Source organism: Loktanella sp. DSM 29012, assembly GCF_900110705.1.
Taxonomy (GTDB): Bacteria; Pseudomonadota; Alphaproteobacteria; order Rhodobacterales; family Rhodobacteraceae; genus Loktanella; species Loktanella gaetbuli.
On sequence record NZ_FOEJ01000007.1, the window covers coordinates 105,119 to 126,192 of the forward strand.

The 21,074-nt window shown below is 59.6% G+C and carries 17 protein-coding genes; 15 read left to right on the forward strand and 2 right to left on the reverse strand.

Features of this window, described 5'->3' with window-relative positions; translation table 11 throughout:
* Positions 1-105: 105 nt before the first annotated feature.
* Entirely contained in the window at positions 106-1,092 is a 987-nt protein-coding gene (locus tag BMX27_RS14985; protein ID WP_090160919.1) for a TAXI family TRAP transporter solute-binding subunit, read from the forward strand.
* A 117-nt stretch (positions 1,093-1,209) separates the two neighbouring features.
* Positions 1,210-3,444: a TRAP transporter permease gene (locus BMX27_RS14990; RefSeq protein WP_090160921.1), complete on the forward strand. Its 2,235-nt coding sequence runs from the start codon at positions 1,210-1,212 to the stop codon at positions 3,442-3,444.
* Between the two features lie 608 nt (positions 3,445-4,052).
* On the opposite strand, the gene BMX27_RS14995 is transcribed toward BMX27_RS14990, so the two are convergent.
* Both BMX27_RS14995 and BMX27_RS15000 read right to left on the reverse strand, forming a co-directional pair.
* A complete protein-coding gene (locus BMX27_RS14995; protein ID WP_090160923.1) occupies positions 4,053-5,777 on the reverse strand; it encodes an ABC transporter substrate-binding protein in 1,725 nt (574 codons plus the stop codon).
* Positions 5,778-5,786: 9 nt separating this feature from the next.
* Positions 5,787-6,707 carry an NAD(P)-dependent oxidoreductase gene (locus BMX27_RS15000; protein WP_090160925.1) on the reverse strand — a complete coding sequence of 307 codons (921 nt, stop codon included), beginning with the start codon at positions 6,705-6,707 and terminating at the stop codon, positions 5,787-5,789.
* 184 nt (positions 6,708-6,891) lie between these two features.
* On the opposite strand from BMX27_RS15000, the gene BMX27_RS15005 reads away from it, so the two are divergent.
* From BMX27_RS15005 to BMX27_RS15065, 13 genes are all read left to right on the forward strand, one after another.
* Positions 6,892-7,959, forward strand: a complete 1,068-nt coding sequence (locus tag BMX27_RS15005) for a 2,3-butanediol dehydrogenase (RefSeq protein WP_090160927.1) — start codon at positions 6,892-6,894, stop codon at positions 7,957-7,959.
* Positions 7,960-7,989: 30 nt separating this feature from the next.
* Positions 7,990-9,057 carry an SDR family oxidoreductase gene (locus BMX27_RS15010; protein ID WP_090160929.1) on the forward strand — a complete coding sequence of 356 codons (1,068 nt, stop codon included), beginning with the start codon at positions 7,990-7,992 and terminating at the stop codon, positions 9,055-9,057.
* 12 nt (positions 9,058-9,069) lie between these two features.
* The gene (locus tag BMX27_RS15015; protein WP_090160931.1) at positions 9,070-9,354 is read left to right on the forward strand and encodes a YciI family protein; all 285 of its coding nucleotides are present in this window, start codon (positions 9,070-9,072) and stop codon (positions 9,352-9,354) included.
* On the forward strand, positions 9,354-10,361 hold the full coding sequence (locus tag BMX27_RS15020; protein ID WP_090160933.1) for a Gfo/Idh/MocA family protein: 1,008 nt from the start codon (positions 9,354-9,356) through the stop codon (positions 10,359-10,361). Before BMX27_RS15015 ends, BMX27_RS15020 begins: the two co-directional genes overlap by 1 nt.
* 24 nt (positions 10,362-10,385) lie before the next feature.
* On the forward strand, positions 10,386-11,366 hold the full coding sequence (locus BMX27_RS15025) for a zinc-dependent alcohol dehydrogenase (protein ID WP_090160935.1): 981 nt from the start codon (positions 10,386-10,388) through the stop codon (positions 11,364-11,366).
* Positions 11,367-11,391: 25 nt separating this feature from the next.
* Positions 11,392-12,411, forward strand: a complete 1,020-nt coding sequence (locus BMX27_RS15030) for an ABC transporter permease (RefSeq protein ID WP_090160940.1) — start codon at positions 11,392-11,394, stop codon at positions 12,409-12,411.
* Complete coding sequence (locus tag BMX27_RS15035; protein ID WP_090160942.1) at positions 12,404-13,459, forward strand: substrate-binding domain-containing protein; 1,056 nt, start codon at positions 12,404-12,406, stop codon at positions 13,457-13,459. The genes BMX27_RS15030 and BMX27_RS15035 overlap by 8 nt, the downstream gene beginning before the upstream one ends.
* 68 nt (positions 13,460-13,527) lie before the next feature.
* Positions 13,528-16,053, forward strand: coding sequence for an ATP-binding cassette domain-containing protein (locus BMX27_RS15040; RefSeq protein ID WP_090160944.1), 2,526 nt, complete (start codon positions 13,528-13,530; stop codon positions 16,051-16,053).
* The gene (locus BMX27_RS15045; protein ID WP_090160945.1) at positions 16,050-17,111 is read left to right on the forward strand and encodes a maleylacetate reductase; all 1,062 of its coding nucleotides are present in this window, start codon (positions 16,050-16,052) and stop codon (positions 17,109-17,111) included. The genes BMX27_RS15040 and BMX27_RS15045 overlap by 4 nt, the downstream gene beginning before the upstream one ends.
* Positions 17,112-17,128: 17 nt before the next feature.
* Positions 17,129-17,989: an intradiol ring-cleavage dioxygenase gene (locus BMX27_RS15050; protein WP_090160947.1), complete on the forward strand. Its 861-nt coding sequence runs from the start codon at positions 17,129-17,131 to the stop codon at positions 17,987-17,989.
* On the forward strand, positions 17,986-19,020 hold the full coding sequence (locus tag BMX27_RS15055; RefSeq protein ID WP_090160955.1) for a ketopantoate reductase family protein: 1,035 nt from the start codon (positions 17,986-17,988) through the stop codon (positions 19,018-19,020). Before BMX27_RS15050 ends, BMX27_RS15055 begins: the two co-directional genes overlap by 4 nt.
* A 696-nt stretch (positions 19,021-19,716) precedes the next feature.
* Positions 19,717-20,613, forward strand: a complete 897-nt coding sequence (locus tag BMX27_RS15060; RefSeq protein ID WP_143056833.1) for a DUF6538 domain-containing protein — start codon at positions 19,717-19,719, stop codon at positions 20,611-20,613.
* Entirely contained in the window at positions 20,589-21,017 is a 429-nt protein-coding gene (locus BMX27_RS15065; protein ID WP_143056834.1) for a site-specific integrase, read from the forward strand. Before BMX27_RS15060 ends, BMX27_RS15065 begins: the two co-directional genes overlap by 25 nt.
* Positions 21,018-21,074 lie beyond the last annotated feature (57 nt).

Consider the following 21,074-nt stretch of genomic DNA (forward strand, 5'->3'; position numbering starts at 1 on the left):
CTCGGCACATAACTGCTTTGATATCCGCGACTGTCGGGGCCTCAGGCCTGTCTGATGAAACCGTCGGCACGGGAGTGGCCGGCGACATTTGTGGAGGAAACACACATGAAATTCGCAGCACTTATTGCGACCACGGCACTGACGGCATCGTCTGCCTATGCCGCGGCACACGAGGACCGCACAGGCTGGCCCGAAAGCTTTACCGTTGGCACGGCGTCGCAGGGCGGCACCTATTTTGCCTATGGTTCGGGCTGGGGCAACCTGGTGGCCGAAGAGCTGGGCCTGACCGGCGGCGGTGAAGTCACTGGTGGTCCGATGCAGAACATGGCGCTGGTCCACACTGGTGACGCACAGTTCGGCATGACGACCATGGGGCCGGCAGCTGAATCCATCGCCGGGACCAACCCGATTGCGCCCGGTCTGGAAATGACCGGTGCCTGTGCGATGTTCCCGATGTACCAGACGCCGTTCTCGGTGACGACGCTGGCCTCTTCGGGGATCACGTCCGTGTCCGAAATCCCTGCTGGTGCACGTATCGGTTTTGGTCCGGCCGGTTCGACATCCGATACCTATTTCCCGCGCATGATGGAAACGCTGGGCGTTGAATTTGAACGTCGTAACGGTGCATGGGCCGACCTTGGTGGTCAGCTTCAGGATGGTCTACTGGATGTGATCGCCTTTGCGGCAGGTGTGCCAGTTCCGGCCGTCAGCCAGCTGGAAGTGCAGACGGACGTGAATATCATCGAGTTCACCGAAGAGGAGCAGGCCCAGTTGATGGAAGCGTTCCCGGTTGCCAACTTTGAAATCGCGGCAGACACCTATACCACGCTCGAGGCACCGGCGCGTTCGGTGTCCATGTGGAACTTTGCCATCGCAAACTGCGATCTGCCCGCCAGCTTTGTCAAAGCGGCCGTGGATGTCGTCATGTCCGACAACGAGCGTATGGTGAACATCCACCGCGCCGCCCGTTCCACACTGCCCGAGAACTGGGACAAGAACGCCGGCGTCATGAAGTGGCACCCCGGTGCGGCTGAATGGTTCATCGAAAACGCTGGCGCGGACATTCCCGCCGATCAGATCTACGGGAACTAAAGCCCGATCAGTCCGGGGCCGCGCCACTGCGCGGCCCCGGCGCATCTGACTGACACATCACATAATTCATGCGCAGATCTGCCCCCTGGGGCCGGGATGCGCCTATGGGGCTGCTGTATGACCACCAATACGCAAATGGACGACCAGACTGACGGGCCCGTCATCGCCGAAGGCGTTGACGACGAACCCGTTGAACACAATCGGCGCATTTTCGACGGCAGGGCCTATCTTGCCATCGCGGCGGTCTCTGCGTTTTATGCGCTGTTTCACATGGCAGCCCTGAACGGCTGGTCGATCTCTGCCTGGACGGGCATCGATATTCCGTTTCTGCCGGTCTTTCCGATGGAGACGTGGAATTTCCGGATCGTCCACATCGCTGGTGCGCTGATCCTCGGCTTTTTGCTTTATTCAGCGCGCGGCTTTCCTGACAATGACCATGGCGGTCACAAGCATTCCCTCGATTTACTGGCCTATGTCGCAATCCTGCCCGCACTCTATGCGCTGTATACCGCGCTTTCGTTCGCGTCGCAGATCGCCGGTGGCGTGATGTGGAACGGTATGGACGCCGGTATCCGCAGCGCGGAAATCTATCACTACGGCGTCCCGCTGATCATCGCGACCGCAACGGGTATCATTCTGGGTTGGATGCGCCCGCGCGTGCGCGGATCCATCGCCGCCGCTGACGTGGTTCTGGCCATTTGTTCTGTCGCTGTCGCAGCCTATCTGATCACGATCTACGGCACGCTGATGCGCAACTCGACCGGCACACCCTTTGCCCCGATCGGCATGAGCCTGGCCGCCGTGGCCGGGACGGCACTGATCATGGAAATGACCCGCCGTGTCGCTGGTCTGGCCTTGATCGTCATCGCTGGCGTGTTTCTGGTTTATGTCTTCGTCGGTGATCTGCTGCCGGGGTTCCTGAACGCACCCAACATCGCCTGGGACCGTTTCTTTAGCCAAGTCTATACCGACGCCGGCATCCTTGGGCCAACCACGGCCGTGTCGTCGACCTATATCATCCTGTTCATCATCTTTGCCGCCTTTCTCCAGGCGTCCAAAGTGGGCGATTATTTTGTGAACTTTGCCTTTGCTGCTGCGGGCCGCGCCCGTGGTGGACCGGCCAAGGTTGCCATTTTCGCCTCGGGCCTGATGGGCATGATCAACGGCACCTCTGCCGGTAACGTCGTGGCCACGGGGTCGCTGACCATTCCGCTGATGAAAAAGGTGGGCTACAAGCCGCAGACCGCAGGTGCCGTCGAGGCTGCCGCATCCACAGGTGGTCAGATCATGCCGCCGATCATGGGTGCCGGCGCGTTCATCATGGCGGAAATCACGGGCATCCCCTACACTGACATCGCCATTGCGGCGATCATCCCCGCAGTGCTGTATTTCGTGTCGATCTATTTCATGGTCGATTTCGAAGCAGCAAAGCTGGGCATGCGCGGCATGCGCGAGGACGAGCTGCCCAAGTTCCGCGACATGGTGCGCCGGGTGTTCCTGTTTCTGCCGATCATCATTCTGATTGCGGCCTTGTTCATGGGCTATTCCGTCATCAGGGCAGGCACGCTTGCCACGGCCTCGGCTGCGGTGGTCAGTTGGTTCACCCCGTATCGCATGGGTATCAAATCGGTGTCCAAGGCGTTCGAGATGGCGGGCATCATGTCGATCCAGATCATCGCGGTCTGCGCATGTGCCGGTATCATCGTGGGTGTCATTTCGTTGACCGGTGTCGGCGCACGCTTCTCTTCGGTGCTGCTGAACATCGCTGACGCGAACCAGTTGCTGGCCTTGTTCTTTGCCATGTGCATCTCGATCCTGCTTGGGATGGGCATGCCGACAACGGCGGCCTACGCGGTTGCGGCCTCGGTCGTGGCACCGGGTCTGATCCAGCTGGGCATTCCGGCCCTGACGGCGCATTTCTTTGTGTTCTACTTTGCTGTTGTGTCAGCGATCACGCCACCCGTTGCCTTGGCCAGCTATGCTGCTGCGGGCATTTCGGGATCAAACCCGATGTCGACCTCTGTCGCGTCGTTCAAGATCGGCATTTCTGCCTTCATCGTGCCGTTCATGTTCTTCTACAACAGCGCGATCCTGTTCGACGGGGCATGGTACGAAATCGCCCGTGCTGCGGCGACTGCCATCTTTGGCGTGTTCCTGCTGTCGTCGGGTGTGCAGGGCTGGTGGATCGGCGCGCGCGCTTCTGCACCGATCCGTGTCGGCCTGATCGTCGTGGCGCTGTTCATGATCGAAGGTGGGCTGATTTCTGACGCCATCGGGGTGGGCGGTGCGGTGGCCCTCTATCTGCTGGCAAAGGCGACCCGCAAGGACGGCCAGACGGCATCCCAAACCTAGGCTTGCTATCATGCAATACCGAGGGCCGGCGCTGTCAATGAACAGCGCCGGCCCTTTTTCGTACGCAGGCGAGAATCTGGATACCGTTGGTGAACTTGATGCAATGCTAAGGTGGCGATAGCGCGCTTCTTTCACGCGACAACGAGGTCGTTCCTGATACCGCGTAGATGGATTTGCGCCGGGACCATTCCGACCGACCAGTTCGGGGGGCATGACGCATGTGAATTACCTCGGGACCCGACAACGAGAATAGAGTCGCCCCAGGTGGGTGCAGGGGCTGGGGTGAGTAGCACGACAGCCATCCTGTTCGGCCATAGTTATGGACGTTGCAGTGGTTATCCGGTGGTCTGTGTTCCCGCGATCGTCGACGCTTTTGCAACCTGCTCCCCGGCATACTTCAACCAGTGGTATCAAGCATCCGATAGATCGGCGATTTTTGGAATCGCAGGCTCGGGTGGAAGGATCCCAGCCGGGCCATCATGGTCAAGCAATAGCTTGATATTAAACGAAACCTCTTTTGCATCTGGTTGTCTGATGCACTAATTTCGCACAATAAATCCTTGTCAATCTTCTATGACGTTGTGACTGACGTAGGGCATGGATGACATTCATTGAGACAATCCCCGAAGGATTTCGTTTTCGGCATCCCGAATGGCTTGCTTCGGTGATTTGCCACCGAACACCGCGTCGTGGATTTCGCGGCCCAAGGTTCTCTCGATCAGGTTGAAGGCGGGAACTGGCGGGCGTGACCATGTCACGAGTTCGTTGCGCCGTGCCATCTGGTCGACCATGCGGACGATGGGCGATGATGCCAGTGCTTCTGGATCTGCACAGACCGAAAAGCGTGGGGCCACGGGGAACCCGTTCTTGACATGCGCCTTCATCGCCTCAGGAGAGACCATCCATGCGATGGCGTTGATGATCTGCCGCTGGCGTGCTGGGTTCACATTCGCCGGAATCGTCATCAAAAACCCCCCGATCGGGGCCGCCACCTTGCCCATGCGGCGGGAAGGCGGCGACAGGTAGGCCACCCTGCGCGTTACGCGTGAACTCAGCTCATGTTCGAAGCGCGCCGCACGCATGGTCCAGCAATAGGCCATGCCGGCCTGGCCGGACATGAAACAGGAAATCCGCTTTTCCCAGTCCATGTTCGCGATGTCGGGGGGCGATACTTCGGCCAGTTGCTTCATGTAGTCGATGACTTCCAATGCATCGCTGGTATCGATCTGGAGCTTCAACCGTTCGAAGCGATCGAACCGCCACCTGTCCTGATTGTGCAGCGGCATATCGATGACGGTCTTCTGGCAGGCTGCAAGGAAGAACATGAACGAGTTTGCGATCGGCATGCCGCGTTGGCCATTCCACGCGATGCCATAGAGTTCGGACGCGGGGCGATGCAATTCGCGGGCAGCACGAATCGTGTCGTCGAAAGTCTTCGGGAAGGCGATACCCTTGTCCTCGAACAAGTCGCGTCGTACGGCCAGAATCTCGATCGTGCAATACAGCGGAATGCCGTATTGCGTGCCGTTCCAGTTGCCCGTTCCCCATACGGACGGATGAAAATCAAGCGCGTTGATCGCGGCGTCGGTCAAAAGCTCATCGAGCGGTGCAAGCAGGCCCTTTTCCGCGAATTCCCCCAGCCAAGGCATATTGAGTGATACCACGTCGTGCGCTGGCGATGCACTTTGCCCGGTGGCCAGCGCATTGGCATAAAGGTCGGGCAGGCGCTGCAGGTCAAAGCTGCTTTTGCGCCCCAGATCGTTGCGGAAGTCCGACCACATGTTCCGCATGGATGTGAAGTAATTGTCGTCGTTCAGCAGGAAACGAATGTCGTTCGGCACGCTGCCGCCGATGTCATGGGTCTGGATGGGCGAAATGATCTGCGACGCGAAGTAGCTGCCGCCGAAGTAGTATTCGTTCGCTTCGGTGCCTTTGCGCAGACCGAAGGTCTGGGCGAGGTGCGCTTTGACGTGGTTTGCGTAGTCCATGAACGCGCTCAACAACCGTTCGGAGGGTTGCAGGAAATGCGTCTTCAGCCCGTGACCGCGCGGTACCTGTTGGATCAGCGCGTCGGCGATCATCTTCGTGACCATCCGATTGCCCGTGCTGTAGGGGACGCGAGCCAGCGCGATCAGGCCAGATTTGTCCACGGGGCGGTCGCGCAGCTGCGCATCGACCAGTTCCAGCACGATATTCCAGAAAACATCCGGTTTCGCATCCGGCATCTGGTCGTCGAATGGCATGCGAAGCTGCCGCAAAAAGTCGACGATCCGCGATAATTCGTGGCTGGTGAGTTCGGCCTTTGGGCCGTGTTGTGGAATTTGCTGGTTCATCCCGACACCTTACAGTTTCGCCTTGCCCCCGCGCCATTTCACCAAAGCGAAGAAATCGTCGTCGTTCAACCCGGCTTTGGCCGCATCACGGTATTGTTCCAGGATGAGAGAAGTGACGGCCTGTGGCACGTCATGCGCGTGCGCGGCATCGGTAATCAGAATGAAATCCTTGATCATTTGTTCGACGGAAAACGCCGGTGTGAAGTCGTCTGCGACGATGGCATCTGCCTTGTAGGCCAGCAATGGTGAGGCGACAGCACTTTCGCCCACGACATCCATCATCGCCCGGCGGTTGAGCCCGCCGCTTTCGCCAAGCGCGAGTGCCTCTGCCATGATCGCGGATGTCGCACCGACAAGCGTATTCAGGACAAGCTTCATGTAGCGGGCCTCTTCGCCGCCACCCAGATAGAAGCGCCGCGCCGAGAGATGTGCGAGGTAGGGCTCGACCGTGTCCCATGCCGCTTTGTCGCCTGACGCAAGAACCGTCAAGGCGGCCTTTTCTGCCAGCGCCGTACTACCTGACAAGGGTGCGCGGAGATAGTGGATATTCCTTGATTTCAAGGCTGCTGCCACCTCCGACGAACAGTCCGGCGATACCGTGCTCATTTCCACGAAAATCGCCCCAGGGCGCAGAACGTCCGCCAGTCCGGGGGAGGTTTCATCGCCGAAAACAACGTGCCGCAGCACCGCATCGTTGGGGAGTGTCGCAAAAACGATGTCGGATGATCGGTGCCGTGATGCGTCGGCCGCCACAGTCGCCCCAACGCCGGCAAGCTCTGCTACAGCCTGAGCAACAGGGTCCGTAACCGCGACGGGAATGTCTTGAGCCAACAGATTACGGATCATCGGGGTACCCATCTTTCCCGCGCCGATCCATCCCACCGCCAAGACCGCGCCTGCCGCTTTGACGTCGTCAACTTCAATCCCCACGATCTGCTCCTCCGGGCATGCTACCGCGACACGTTATGCCAGCGGGGTGGACTGGCGATGTCGGAATTTATCCGTTTCGGATAAATCATTCGGATATTCTCCGAAGCGGAGAGATAGGCTCTTGGAGTGAGGCACGGCTGGGAGCAACGTTGCCTTACCGAAGACACGTAGGAGGAGAGACCAGATGAAGGCAGTGCGTTTCCACGGAGCAAAGGACATCCGCGTTGAAGATGTGGCAGAGCCGTCAGGCGATCTGGCCGCCGACGATGTGCTGATCGCCCCCTTCGTCACAGGCATCTGCGGCACCGACCTGCACGAATACATCGCAGGCCCGATCGTGACCCCGCAAGAGCAACATATTTATACCGGCGCCACAAACCCGCAGATTCTGGGCCACGAATTTTCCGCCAGGGTACTGGCCGTCGGGTCCGGTGTGGATCACGTTTCCGCAGGAGACCGCATCTCCGTTCAGCCGCTGCTGTCGCCACGGGGCGACTATTACGGCAAGCGCGGGCTCTATCACCTCTCGCCGTCAATGGGCTGCGTCGGCCTGTCCTGGGCTTGGGGCGGCATGGGCGAGAAGGCCGTGATCAAGGATTATAACGCGCAGCCTGTGCCGGACAACATCACGGATGAACAGGCAGCGATGATCGAACCTGCGGCTGTTGCGCTTTACGGTGTTGACCGTGGCGGCGTGACGGCAGGATCGACAGTGCTGGTGTCGGGCGCCGGCCCCATCGGCGCACTGACCGTATTGGCGGCCCACGCCGCCGGTGCTGCGACGATCATCGTGTCCGAAACCAACCCCAATCGTCGCCGCATCATCAAGGAAATTGCTCCCTATGCGTATGTTGTCGACCCGCGCGGTCAGGACCTCGCAGCTATCGTGGGTGATCTGACCGAAGAAGGCGTCGGCGTTGATGTTGCGCTGGAATGCGTAGGGTTGGAGGTATCGCTGAATGCCTGTGTCCACGCCGTGCGCCGTCAGGGCCGCGTCGTGCAGGTCGGCCTGCATATGAAACCTGCCAGCATCGACGCGATGCTGTGGGCGCTGAAGGATATCACGGTCGAGGCGACCTGGTGCTACCCGACGCAAATCTGGCCCCGGATCGCCCGGATGATCGCTGCAGGGACGTTCCCTGTCGAGAAGGTCATCACCGCCCGCATCAACGCCGAGGATGTCGTCGCCAAGGGGTTCGAAGCACTGCTCGATCCTGCAGGCGAACACCTGAAAATTCTCGTCACCACCTGAATTGACTGAAACTGAGAAAGACCTGATTTCATGACCAAGAACATCGCACTGATCGTCGGCGCGACCGGCTTGTCTGGCAGCTATACCGGACGCCAGTTGAAAGACGCGGGCTGGACGGTCGTGACCGTATCGCGCAGCGCCGTGGATCTCGACTTTTCCGATCGACATATCGCCGCCGATCTCGAAGATGCATCCGGTGCGAAAGCCGCGCTGCAAGAAGCGCAGGATGTGACCCACGTGTTTTATTGCACCTGGTCGCGTCAGGCATCCGAGGATGAAAACGTCCGCGTCAACGCCGCGATGATCCGCAACCTGTTCGACGGCATTGCCGATGCACCCGTGCAGCACGCGGCACTTGTCACGGGTCTGAAGCATTACCTCGGGTCGTTCGACGACTATGCCAAGGTTACGCCCTACACGCCGTTTCTGGAAAGCAGCCCGCGCCTGCCGGGACCGAACTTCTATTACGCGCAAGAGGATGTGCTGTTCGAGAAAGCAAAAGAGCAGGGCTTTACCTGGTCCGTCCACCGTCCGCACACGATGATCGGCTTCGTCGTCGGCAACGCGATGAACATGGCCGTGACGCTGGCCGTTTATGCCAGCATCTGCAAGCACACGGGGCGACCCTTTGTCTATCCCGGCTCGCCAGAGCAATATAACGCCGTCACTGATGTGACCGACGCACGCATTCTGGCAAAGCAGCTGCAATGGGCCGCGACCACACCGGAGGCCGCTGATACACCATTCAACATCGTCAACGGAGACGTGTTTCGCTGGACATGGCTCTGGCAGCAAATCGCGGATTACTTCGATGTGCCGGTGGCGGATTACCCGGGCCACACCACACCGCTTGAAGAAACGATGTCGGACGCCGCCGACATCTGGGCCGATATCGTGGCCAAGCACGGCTTGCAGGACATTCCGGTCGGCAAGCTGGCGTCCTGGTGGCATTCGGATGCCGACCTCAGCCGCACGCTGGAATGTTTTACCGACATGACCAACAGCCGCGTGCTGGGCTTCGATGCCTACCAGCCGACGTCTGCCAGCTTCTTCGACGTCTTCGACACGCTGCGCGCGCAGAACATCATTCCCGCCTGAAGGACCAGACCGATGCATTACGTGATCCATTGCCTTGACCATGATGGTGCCGTTGAAAAGCGGCTTGCAAATTACGAGGCGCACAAGGCCTATCTGGCCGCCGCTACCGTCAAGACGCTGGTGTCTGGCCCGCTGCTGGCGGATGATGAAGAAACGATGATCGGCAGTTGTTTTTTGCTTGAGGCGGACTCTCTGGCCGAGGTTGAGGCGTTCAACCAGAACGATCCGTTTCATCATGCGGGGCTGTGGAAAACCGTCTCGATCCGGCCTTTCGCCAAGCGCGTGGACAATCGCTGATGTCTGGTCCCGTTGGTATTGCGCTGGTCGGAATGGGCTGGTGGGGGCAAAAGATGCTCAACGTGCTGCAAGCCGCTCCTGAAGAAATCAGGGTAGTCCGCGCCGTTGAACCGAACGAAGCCACGGTACGCGAATTGTGCGACAGCAAGGGCATCCCGCTATCCGCCGACTATGCCGATGCGCTGAACGATCCGGCGGTTGAGGCCGTCGTGCTGGCCACGCCGCACAGTCTGCATACCGACCAGATCGCGCAGGCCGTGGCGGCCGGAAAGCACATCTTTTGCGAAAAACCGCTCGCCCTGACCAAGGTCGAGGCGGAAACATCGGTAAAGCTTTGCGCCGATGCGGGCCTGGTGCTGGGCATGGGCCATGAGCGCCGGTGGGAGCCGCCAATCGCCGACATGCTGGCGAAGGCGGATGCGGGAGAGCTGGGTCGCATCCATCAGATCGAATCCAACTTCAGCCACGACAAGTTCCTGTCGCTTGATCGTGACAACTGGCGGCTGAAGGCGGATCAGGCACCGGCGGGCGGCATGACGGCGACAGGTATTCACCTGCTCGATCTTTCCGTCCGTCTGCTGGGACGTGCCGAAAGCGTGCTTTGCATCTGTGAACAGCTTTCAAGCGATCTGCCGCAGGGCGACACTGTAGCGGCCTATGTCAAATTCGCGGGCGGTGGGACCTCCTATGTTTCGGCCTCGCTGGCCAATCCGTTCATGTCCCGCTTTACGGTCTATGGATCGAAGGGCTGGATCGACATTCGCGACAAGGCCCATGTCGAAAGCCCCGACGGCTGGATCGTGACGTCCGCCATGGCGGGCGGGCCGATCGAGACAGTCGAAATCGGCAAGGCCGAGCCGGTGAAAGATAACCTTGTCGCCTTTGCCCGTGCCGTGCGGGGACAAGAGACCTACCCGATCACCGGCGATCATCTTGTTAATAACATTGCCCTGCTGGAAGCGGTTTTTGCATCCGCGACCAGCGGCCAAATCGAACGCGTGGCCTGAACGGCCAATACGGGAGGATACGATATGAAAGCCCTGATTTTCGATGAGCCAAACAAGCCTGTCGTGACCGACGTCCAGACACCCGGGATCACCGAGAACGAGGTGATAATCCGCACCAGCCGTGTCGGCATCTGTCATTCGGATTATGAACTGCTGTCGGGCAACTACATCATTCCGATCAGCTATCCCGTGACCCCTGGCCACGAATGGGTGGGCGAGGTCGTCGAGGTGGGATCGAACGTCAAAAGCCTCAAAGCGGGCGACCGCGTGGTGGGCGAATGCGTCATCAATACGCCTGAGCGCATCCATCACTTCGGCTTTTCCATGGACGGGGCAGATCGCGAATACTTCGCGGCGCGTCCCGAATGGCTGCACAAACTGCCCGACGGCGTGGATGATGCAAAGGGTGCGCTGATCGAACCATTTACCTGCGGGTATTACGCAGTGCTGCGGCACGGCGGGGTGGATGCCTCGCAAACCGTCGTGATTTCCGGCGGCGGTACCATCGGGCTTGTGTCGGCGGCTGCGGCCATCGGGATGGGCGCACGGGTTATCGTGGTCGATCCGGTACCGTTGCGCCGCGAGATCGCGATGAAGCTGGGTGCCGATGCGACCGTCGACCCGACCAAAGGTGATCCGATCGAGGCTGTCACAGAGATGACCAAGGGCGGGGCCGATCTGGTCGTTGAATGTGCGGGCCACGCCGCATCGCTGGCGAATGTGTTCGACTACGCACGGCCCGAAGGTTTTGTGTCGATGGTGGGTATCAACATCGGCCAGAAATTCCCGGTGGAGCTGGGCAAGATCCAGATCAAGGACCTGACTGTGCGTGGCTGCATCGGGTCTCCCGGCGTCTGGCCCGGTGCGATCAGGTTTCTGGAGCGCACGGGCCTCGATCTCTCGCCGATCCAGACGCACAGCTTCGGGCTGGATGACGCGGTGGCGGCGTTCGATCTAGGCAAGAACCCCGAGAAGGCCGTCAAGGTCACGCTGAACATCGGCTGAAAGAAAAAAGGGGAGGGAGCAGAACATGACTCAGACCGCAGACATCGCCGCCCCCCGTTTGGGCCTGACGCAGATCCCTCTTGCGCGCGGCTTCGTCACGGTCGCGGCGTCGACCATCGTGCTCGTGATCCTATGCCTGATTTTTGCTCCCTCGGCCGTGTCCTACGGTGGCCTGGCGGGGAGCCTGCCGTTCGCTGCCGTTATCGCCATCGTGGGCCTTGGGCAGATGCTGGTCGTGCAGCAGGGCGGGTTCGATCTGTCATTGGCGGGTGGAGTATCGTTGTCGGTTGTGATGGTCACGCACTATCCGTCGGGCGACAACGCCCAGTTGCTGCCTGCGGTGATGATTGCTTTCAGTCTGGCCATTGCGGCGGGTCTTGCGAATGGTTTTCTGGTCGGTGTCATGCGGCTGAATGCAATTGTCGCTACCATCGGGATGAATGCGCTGCTTTACGGGGTCGTCTTTGCCGTATCTGGCGGCGTGCCACGCACGACCACGCCACTTCTGGCGCAAATTGCGGGCGGCAAGACGCTGGGCATTCCGCATTCGGTCTTCTTCGCGCTGGCAATCCTTGCCCTCGTGACATTCGTGATGAAGAAAACTGCCGCCGGGCGCCGGTTCGAGGTGATCGGGGCCAATCCGCTGGCCGCCCATGCGGCGGGGCTGCGTGTACGGCTGTATCAGGCGATGGCGTACGTTTGTGCGCAGCTGCACTACTGTGTGGCAGGCATCATGATTGCGGGGATCACCCGGGAACCGACGGCTTTCCAAGGCGACGCTTTGCTGCTGCCATCCGTCGCGGTGGTGGTGCTGGCAGGCACGTCTCTCCTGGGTGGGCGGGGCTTTCCGGTCACAACCGTGATTGCGGCGTTTTTCTTAAATCTCCTGAGCCAGTTCGCACTTTCGGTCGGGGTGCCGTTTTCGGCCCAGACCATCATTCAGGCCTTGGCGCTTGTTTTCGGGATCGGTGTCTATTCGATCCAATGGCGCCGCCAAAATACGATCAAAGAAAAGTCCAAAATGGAGGATACGGACAATGCTTGATAACACACTGAAAATCGCAGTCTCAGCGCTTGCACTGACAGTTGGTGCAACCGCTGCCATGGCGCAAGACGTGCCAAGCTGGTGCGGCCCGAACGAGGCGTCGTTGGCGCTGCTCGACGGCTTCGGCGGCAACAGCTGGCGGCTGGTCACGACAGCATCGGGCGCTGAAGAAGTCGCCAAATGCCCCAGCATCACGCAATTCGAATATGCGGACGGCCAGGGGGATACGCAAAAGGCGATCTCCGACATCAATTCAATGGTCGCACGTGGTATCAATGCGTTGGTGGTCTTCGGCGATGCCGGCCCGGCGGTCCTGCCTGCCTTGACCAACGCCTATCGCGCGGGTGCCATCGTGGTGCCCTACCGCGTCAACGTGGGCGGCGAAGCCGGCACCAACTATACCAAGTTCATCGGCTCGTCCTTCAAGGATGACGGCGTGAACTGGGGCAACTGGATCAAGGAACAGCTGCCGGACGGCGGCAACCTGTTGTTCCTGTCGGGCCCCGCAGGCAACAGCCAGGGCGTCGATGAACTGGCCGGTATGAAGGAGGTTCTGGACGACAGCTATGTCTTCATCAACCCCGAACCCTTTGCCGTCACCAATTGGGACCCGTCGCTGACACAGCAGGTCCTGTCGGCTGAAATCGCAAAGAACGACCAGATCGACATGATCGTGTCCGACTTTGGTCCATCACTGGTCGGCGCGCTGCCCGTATTTGCGGAATTCGGCCGGTCCATCCCTGCCATTGCGACGTCTGACGGCAACTCTCTGTCGTGCTTCTGGGCAGAAAATCAGGAATCCAACCCGGATTTCAAACTGTTCACGGTCGCGACCGGCAACGACAACGTAAGGCTTGCGGTGCAGTGGGCCGTGGCCGAAGCGACGGGCGGCACACCGCCGACTGATGAAATCTTCAAGGCACCTGTTTTTGAAGACTCCGTCAGCGGCACGCCAAACCCTGTCGACTGCCGCCCGGAACTGCCTGGTTCGATCTACCTGTCTGCGGAAATGACGGGCGAAGATCAGGCGAAAGCCGTCGGGCAGTAAGAGATACCGGTCCGGGCGCAATCCGCGCCCGGATCTTTTTCAAAACTGACGCCATCGCAGGACAGTTTATGACAGTGATCGACACAATCACCGCATCTGAAACAGGCCATAATCCTGTTACGGCCCCGGCGCTGCGACTGACCGGCGTGACCAAGTATTTCGCCAGCGTGGCGGCGCTTGTCGACGTTTCTGTTGATATCTATCCCGGAGAGGTCCACGCGATCCTTGGAGAAAACGGCGCTGGCAAGTCGACGTTGATGAATATCATTTCCGGCGTGCTTCAACCGTCCGAGGGTAAGCTGGAAGTCGCGGGCGATCCCGTATCACCGATGACTCCGTCCCGTTCGACCGAGCTGGGTATTTCCATTGCCTATCAACATCCGGCCGTCTTGAACGACCTGACTGTGCTCGAAAACCTCCGCGTTGCCTTGCCAGACGAGGTCTTTGCGGGCGGTGATAGCCTTAAGATTGCGCGCGATATGCTGGATGCCGTGGGGCTGCATGTGCCGTTGAATGCGCGTGCCGCCGATCTGCCGGTGCCGCAGCGCCATCTACTGGAGATCGCAAAGGCGCTGGCGGTGCAGCCGCGTATCCTGATCATGGACGAACCAACGGCAGCACTGGACCAAGATGCGACCGACATGCTGTTTGCCCGCATTCGCGCACTGGCGGCGCAAGGCACCGCCGTCATCTACATCACGCACCGCATGGCGGAACTGCGCCAAATCGCAGACCGTGTCACGGTTCTGCGTGACGGTCGGATGCGCGGTACATCGCTGGCCAACGACGTGACCGATCAGGCGCTGCTTGACATGATCGTCGGGCGGTCGCTTGTGTCGGCGTTCCCGCCCAAAGCGGTGGGCGCTGCCGCGACAATCAATTTCGCGGTGAGGGGGCTGACAGGAAAGAACTTCAGCGATGTCAGCTTTGACGTCGGACGTGGCCGGATCATCGGGATAGCGGGTGTCGACGGAAACGGACAGGCCGAACTGATGCGCGCCCTAGCGGGCCTGTTGCCTTATACTGGGCAGGTGCTGCTGAACGGTGATGCATTGAAAGCCGACACGCTGTCCCGCACTGCCGCCTATATGCCCGCCGACCGACATGAAGAAGGGCTGGCGGCGGACCTGACCGTGCGCGAAAACGCGACCTTCACGGCACTTGACCGGTTTGCCAGCGGCGGTGTGATGAACCGAAGCCGCGAACTGGCGGACGTCCGCGACATTTTTGGACAGCTTGCCGTCAAGACGCCGGGGCTGGACGCAAAGGTCCTGTCGCTGTCGGGCGGCAACCAGCAAAAGATCGTCATGTCGCGCGCGCTGCTGTCGCGTCCTGGCTATATCATTGCCGACCAGCCGACGCAGGGCGTCGATGTTGGTGCAAGGTTCGAGATTTACCGCATCCTGCGCGAAGTGTCCGACGCAGGCACGCCCGTCATCGTCAATTCGTCTGATGCCGCTGAACTTGAAGGGTTGTGCGACACCGTCGTCGTGATGTCGCGTGGCCGCGTGGCACAGGTGTTGGAAGGCGACGCGATCACCGAAGAACGGATCGTTGGTGCTGCCGTGCAGGCTGAAACCCATGCACCGAACATGGGGGAACCGACGGTCCAAGTGCAAAAGTCACGTGGCGGCTGGCGGCATCTGGTGCAAAGCGACAACGCGACAGCGATCCCGCTGGCGGCGGTGATCGTGCTACTTGGACTTTACGTCTTTGGTCAGAATGCAAACTATCTGTCGGCCTTCAACATCTCGAACATTTTGCTGCTGGCGACTGCCCTTGGCTTTATTGCGATGGGTCAGACCATTGCCTTGCTGATGGGCGGCATCGATCTGTCGGTCGGGCCTTTGGCAGGGTTCCTTGTGGTTGTGGGATCATTCTTCATCAATGATGGGCAGGGGGCGTCGACAATCGCGCTGGGCTTTGTGCTGATGTTTGCCTGCGCGGCTGTCGTCGGCGCGGTGAACGGCAGCCTGATGCGCTATGCCAATTTCACCCCGATCGCCGCGACCTTGGCGATGTATATCGGGTTGCAGGGTCTCAGCTTCGTGCTGCGTGATGGCCCCGGTGGCTACATCAATTTCACGGTGATGGACTGGCTGACATGGAAGCTGGGGCCGATCCCGGTTGCGTTCATCGTACTCATTGTATTCGGCATCACGGCAGAAATACTGTTGCGCCGGTCCCGTGGCGGCTGGCAACTGCGGGCCGTGGGATCGGACGAAGGCGCCGCGCGGCGGCTTGGCGTGCGGGTCAATCGCGTATTCATTCTTGGCTATGTTGCCGTATCGCTGCTAACGGCCTGCGGCGCGGTCATGCTGATGGCCCAGATCGGCGTTGGCGATCCTTCGCAGGGCATCACCTACACCCTGTCGAGCATCACGGCAGTCGTTCTGGGCGGCACCAGCCTGCGCGGCGGGCGTGGCACGTTTATCGGCACGATCCTCGGTGCGGTTCTGTTGACCGAAGTGCTGAACGCCGTGTCTTTCCTCGGGCTGTCGCAAGCCTATCAATACTTCTTTCAGGGCGCGCTGATTGTCGTGGCCGCACTGATCTACGCCACCGCACGTAGCCGGGCAGAGGCACCGACATGATGCGTGAATTCATCTATCAGGCCGCACCATCGCGCGTGATTTTCGGTGCCGGCACATTGTCGCAGGTCAGCGCAGAGGTGGCGCGTCTTGGCTGCAAACGCGCCTTCCTGCTGTCGACCGCGTTCCAGGCGAAAGACCTGACCGCGCTGGCGGAACAGCTTGGGCCACTGGCCGCAGGGCAATTCAATGACGCCGCGATGCACACCCCGGTCGCAGTGACGGAAAAGGCGCTGGCGGCCTATGATGCCTGCGGTGCCGATTGCATCGTGGCGCTGGGCGGCGGTTCCACCATCGGGCTGGGCAAGGCCATCGCCTGGCGCAACGACGCGCCGCAGATCGTCGTCGCCACGACCTATGCCGGGTCAGAGGTGACGGATATTCTGGGCCAAACGAAGGATGGCGAAAAATCTACCGTCCGCGATCCGAAGATCAGGCCAGAGGTGGTAATCTACGACCCCGCCCTGACAACGGGACTGCCTGTCGCGATGAGTGTGGCAAGCGGCTTGAATGCCATGGCTCATGCTGTCGAAGGGCTCTATGCACCAGACGGCAATCCTGTCACATCCTTGCTGGCTGTCGAAGGCATCCGCGCCCTGCGCGACGCGCTGCCCGCAATCGTGACTGACCCGACCGATATAAACGCCCGCAGTGCCGCACTTTATGGCTCGTGGCTATGCGGTGTGGTTCTGGGATCGGTGGCCATGTCGCTGCACCACAAGCTGTGTCATACGCTGGGCGGCACTTGCGATCTGCCGCACGCCGAAACCCACGCGATCCTGCTGCCCCACACGGCTGCCTACAACGCCCCTGCCGCGCGCGATGCGCTTGCCCCTGCTGCCGCGCTTTTCGGCGGAGACCTGGGCGGGGGTCTTCATGATCTTGCCCGCGCGCTGGGCGCGCCGCTGGCGTTGAAGGACCTCGGTCTTGCCCGTGATGACATTGCGAAGGTGGCCGGACTGGCAGTGAAGAACCCCTACGCGAATCCGCGCGACGTGACGCGCGATGGCATCGAGGCACTGCTGACGCGGGCCTACGAAGGCGCCCGTCCTGAGAGCTGACCCAAGAAAGGCCACCCATGTCTGACTCTGCAATCGCCTATTTTACCGAAGACGACTCTGTCGCCGCCGTGACAGGGCGGGTGGGCAGCGACACCGATCCGCGACTGGCCAAGGTCATGAACGCGCTGGTCTCGCACCTGCACGCCTTCATCAAGGAAGTGGAGCTGACACAGGCGGAATGGGCGCAGGCGATAGCGTTCCTGACCAAGACCGGCCAGATGTGCGACGGTAACCGGCAGGAATTCATCCTGCTCTCTGACGTGCTGGGTGTGTCGATGCTGGTTGACGCGATCAACAACCGTCGCCCTGATGGGGCGACCGAAAACACCGTGCTGGGGCCTTTCCATGTGGACGGCGTGCCCGAAATGCCGATGGGGACGAATATCAGCAAGGATGGCGTGGGAGAAAGCTGCCTTTTCGAAGGTCGCGTGACCGACCTGCATGGCGCACCCCTCGCGGGCGCACGGATCGACGTCTGGTCCGACAATGCCGACGGGTTCTACGACGTACAGCAACCCGATGTTCAGCCGCAGCCCAACAATCGCGGGATTTTCGTGACCGGCGAGGACGGGCGCTACTGGTTTGCGGGTATAAAGCCGGTATCTTATCCGATCCCCGATGACGGCCCTGTCGGACAGATGCTGGAGCATCTCGGGCGGCATCCGTACAGGCCCGCGCATATGCACTTCATCGTGAGCGCGCCAGGACATGAAACAGTCATTACACATACTTTCGTAAGGGGTGACGATTATCTGCGCTCTGACGCCGTCTTTGGCGTCAAAAAGACCCTGATCGCCGACTACGAAGCGACGCCGGACGCGGCGACGGCCTGGCGTTCGACCTTCGATTTCAAAATGGTGCCGGAGGCCGCGACATGAAACTCAACCCGCGCATCGCGTTTCTTGGCACCGGGGCGCAGGGGGCATCCATCGCCGCCGATTTCACCCGCGCGGGCCTTGATGTCACATTCATCGACCAGTGGCCCGCCCATGTGGAGGCGATGCGCGAAAATGGGCTGACTGTCCACATGCCGACACGCACGATCCACACACCGGTAAAGGCACTGCACCTGTGCGAGGTCGCAGAGGTGAAGGAACCGTTTGACCTCGTGTTTCTTGTAGTGAAAGCCTACGATACGCGCTGGGCGACAGAGCTGATCAAGCCGGTGCTGGCATCCGATGGCTTTATCATCGGCCTTCAGAACGGCATGACCCATGAACAGATTGCGTCTATCGTTGGCCGCGATCGGACGATCGGCGCGGTGATCCAAATCGCATCAAACATGTGGACCCCCGGCGTGACAACCCGGCAAAACGACCATGATGAAAGCTGGTTCGCTTTGGGCGCGCTGGATCCGGCAAAGCAAGCCGAGGTCGAGGACGTGGCCACGTTGCTGCGCCATGCTGGCCGGGTCGAGGTGACGGATGATATTCATTCGGCCAAGTGGATGAAACTGGTGGTCAATGCTGCCGAGCTGATCCCTTCAGCAATTATCGATACCGCCTTGAACGACGCGGCGTGCAAACCCGGTATGCTCGATTTCATGCGTAAGGCAGGCTATGAGGCGATGGAGGCGGCGCTGGCGGACGGTGCGAGGATCATGCCGATCATCGGCATGCCCCCGGTCATGAGCAATCACCCGGAACGTTTCGTTGACGAAATTTTCGAAGAGGTTCTGAAAACCTTTTCACGCGAGGATACCCTTACAACCTCACTTCAGGACTGGCGCAAAGGGCGGCGGGCTGAAATCGAGGATGTAAATGGATGGGTCGTCAATACGCTGGCCGCCCATGACAAAGCTGCACCAATCAACGATCATGTTGTGCGTATGGCACTTCAGATTGAAGCCGGCACGCGCGATTTCACGGACCGGAACATCGACGCGCTGCTGCAGATCGGCAAATCATAGACTCGGGTTTGTCACAGATAGGATAATCGATCGGGCTCAAACTCTCTACCTGTCTTGCTTCGCCGGTCGGATCAGGAACACCATCACGGGCACAGCAACCTTCACATCAGGGGTTTTGCGGCTGGAAAACGGTCCGGCTACTGCGGACAGAGGTGGTCGCAGAAATTCGGACCAGTAGTTACGGTGGATCGCATGATGAAAGTGACGATCCAAAATGAAGAAACGCAAGAACCATTCGCCAGAGTTTGAGGCCACTGCGTGCGGTCAGTTGCAAACATAACCTAAGCGCAGTCGTTCGATCCGTCGTCCCCAAGGACAGCATCACGGGCATATGACATGTGGATAACCCCGGGACACGCCGCCGGAACTAGAATCGCCCTCGGCGAGTGCAGAGGTAGGGAATGGTGAGCATGACGACCGCTTGCCAGTTCGGTCATCGCTTGGGATGGCGTCTTGGTCTAACCGCGGGGCTTGTGCGACCTCGCGTGTAAACGCCTGTTTAAACTGCAACTCGGCCCTACCCAGCCAGAAAGGTCAAGCATCTGAAAGAACGGTGATTTCCGGAAGCGCTGGCTGGGGTGGTAGGACAAGATTTCAATCGGTGCTAAGTCCCTTTAACCCTTATATTATTGACCATAACTGCCCTTAACTGCTACACAGCAGTGCACCACGAGGGTGGTCTTAAGAGTATTTTTTATGTCCCTAGCTTCAAATCTCGTCCGCCGCGGCGGTGCCTATTCTGCCAGACTGCGAGTTCCTGCAGACCTTGTTGAACGCATTGGTCGGAAGGAACTAACAAAGGGTCTGGGAACCTCGGATCCTCACGAGGCAAAGCGCAGAGTGCGCATTGTTGTCGATGGCTGGTTGAGGCAGTTTGACGAGTTCCGCCGCCAGCGCTTGGTGACTGATGAAGATATAGCTGCAGCTCCTGGCACACATTACGATGCTGCGCTGCTTCGAGACGATCAAGCGCGCGCTCGTATTCCCTCAGAAGCCGACCTCGAGGCTGCTATTGAACGCGCAACACGCGAAGCTGAACGGATCGGTTTGGATCCCAAAAATGCATTCGCTATTCTGGACGTGGGTCTTGAGGCTATGATGATCGCGGATGCTCGCAAAGGCGCGGCGAGTATGGCAGCCAAGTCACGTCTCACCCGGCGCGATATTTTGCGGGAACATCTGTCAAAAGGTGAGACGGTTTTGGTCGAACATGAGACCGACGCTTTTCTGTCGCGCAACAATGTCGTTGCATTGCATGGAAGCAAGGAACGCAACGCCTTGTCCCTTGGTATACTAAGAGCCGAGATAGAGGCGCTCGAGAGGGCCATAGAACGAGAGCAGGGCAACTATGCCGGTGAGCCTCGCGATAGCATCGTCAAGGCTAAGGGGGCACCCCGCATCTCTCCTGCTGCCGACGGGGAAACTATACTCGAAATCTTCGCGATTTATCGCGCCGAGAATCCTCGTGGTGTGAAATCAGATACCCTCAATCAGGCCCGTCGTGACATTGGTTGGTTCGTCGATCTAGTTGGGGATCAGATGCCAGTCACAGCCATCACGAAAAAAACGTGCGCGAGTTCAAAGCGCTTCTGACCAGATTTCCGGTGAAGGGCTCTGAAATCACAGCCTTCGCCGGTATGAACTTTCCCCAGATCGTCGCAGCAAATGAGAAGTTAGGAAAGCCAACCCTGACAAATCGAACCATCAACCGTTACCTCGCCTCAGTGAGCGCGTTCTGCCGTTGGCTCGTGTCAAATGGATACCTCGACGTTAACTCAGTCGAGGGAATGTCACTGGCGAAGGGTGATGAGAACGGTGGGGTGCCTTACACCACTGACCAGCTGAACGTCCTGTTCAGGTCGAGTCTGTTCACTGGCTGCCAGCCGCTCGATGTTTGGAGCAATATGGCAAAACCTGGCCCTGTCTTGATCCGAGATTATCGTTTTTGGGTGCCGCTGATGACCTGCTCCCCTAAAAAGTCCGCGATTTGGGGTTAGTCTGTTCCTTGTAAAGGAGACGGACGATGAAGCGATCAAGGTTCACGGAAGAACAGA

Excerpts from the sequence above, each read along its gene's own strand:
- BMX27_RS14995 (WP_090160923.1), bottom strand. The coding sequence starts at position 5,777 with ATGAACCAGCAAATTCCACAACACGGCCCAAAGGCCGAACTCACCAGC.
- BMX27_RS15020 (WP_090160933.1), top strand. The coding sequence starts at position 9,354 with ATGTCTGGTCCCGTTGGTATTGCGCTGGTCGGAATGGGCTGGTGGGGG.
- BMX27_RS15045 (WP_090160945.1), top strand. The coding sequence starts at position 16,050 with ATGATGCGTGAATTCATCTATCAGGCCGCACCATCGCGCGTGATTTTC.
- BMX27_RS15025 (WP_090160935.1), top strand. The coding sequence starts at position 10,386 with ATGAAAGCCCTGATTTTCGATGAGCCAAACAAGCCTGTCGTGACCGAC.
- BMX27_RS15035 (WP_090160942.1), top strand. The coding sequence starts at position 12,404 with ATGCTTGATAACACACTGAAAATCGCAGTCTCAGCGCTTGCACTGACA.
- BMX27_RS15010 (WP_090160929.1), top strand. The coding sequence starts at position 7,990 with ATGACCAAGAACATCGCACTGATCGTCGGCGCGACCGGCTTGTCTGGC.
- BMX27_RS15050 (WP_090160947.1), top strand. The coding sequence starts at position 17,129 with ATGTCTGACTCTGCAATCGCCTATTTTACCGAAGACGACTCTGTCGCC.
- BMX27_RS15040 (WP_090160944.1), top strand. The coding sequence starts at position 13,528 with ATGACAGTGATCGACACAATCACCGCATCTGAAACAGGCCATAATCCT.
- BMX27_RS15055 (WP_090160955.1), top strand. The coding sequence starts at position 17,986 with ATGAAACTCAACCCGCGCATCGCGTTTCTTGGCACCGGGGCGCAGGGG.
- BMX27_RS15060 (WP_143056833.1), top strand. The coding sequence starts at position 19,717 with ATGTCCCTAGCTTCAAATCTCGTCCGCCGCGGCGGTGCCTATTCTGCC.
- BMX27_RS14985 (WP_090160919.1), top strand. The coding sequence starts at position 106 with ATGAAATTCGCAGCACTTATTGCGACCACGGCACTGACGGCATCGTCT.
- BMX27_RS15015 (WP_090160931.1), top strand. The coding sequence starts at position 9,070 with ATGCATTACGTGATCCATTGCCTTGACCATGATGGTGCCGTTGAAAAG.
- BMX27_RS14990 (WP_090160921.1), top strand. The coding sequence starts at position 1,210 with ATGACCACCAATACGCAAATGGACGACCAGACTGACGGGCCCGTCATC.
- BMX27_RS15030 (WP_090160940.1), top strand. The coding sequence starts at position 11,392 with ATGACTCAGACCGCAGACATCGCCGCCCCCCGTTTGGGCCTGACGCAG.
- BMX27_RS15005 (WP_090160927.1), top strand. The coding sequence starts at position 6,892 with ATGAAGGCAGTGCGTTTCCACGGAGCAAAGGACATCCGCGTTGAAGAT.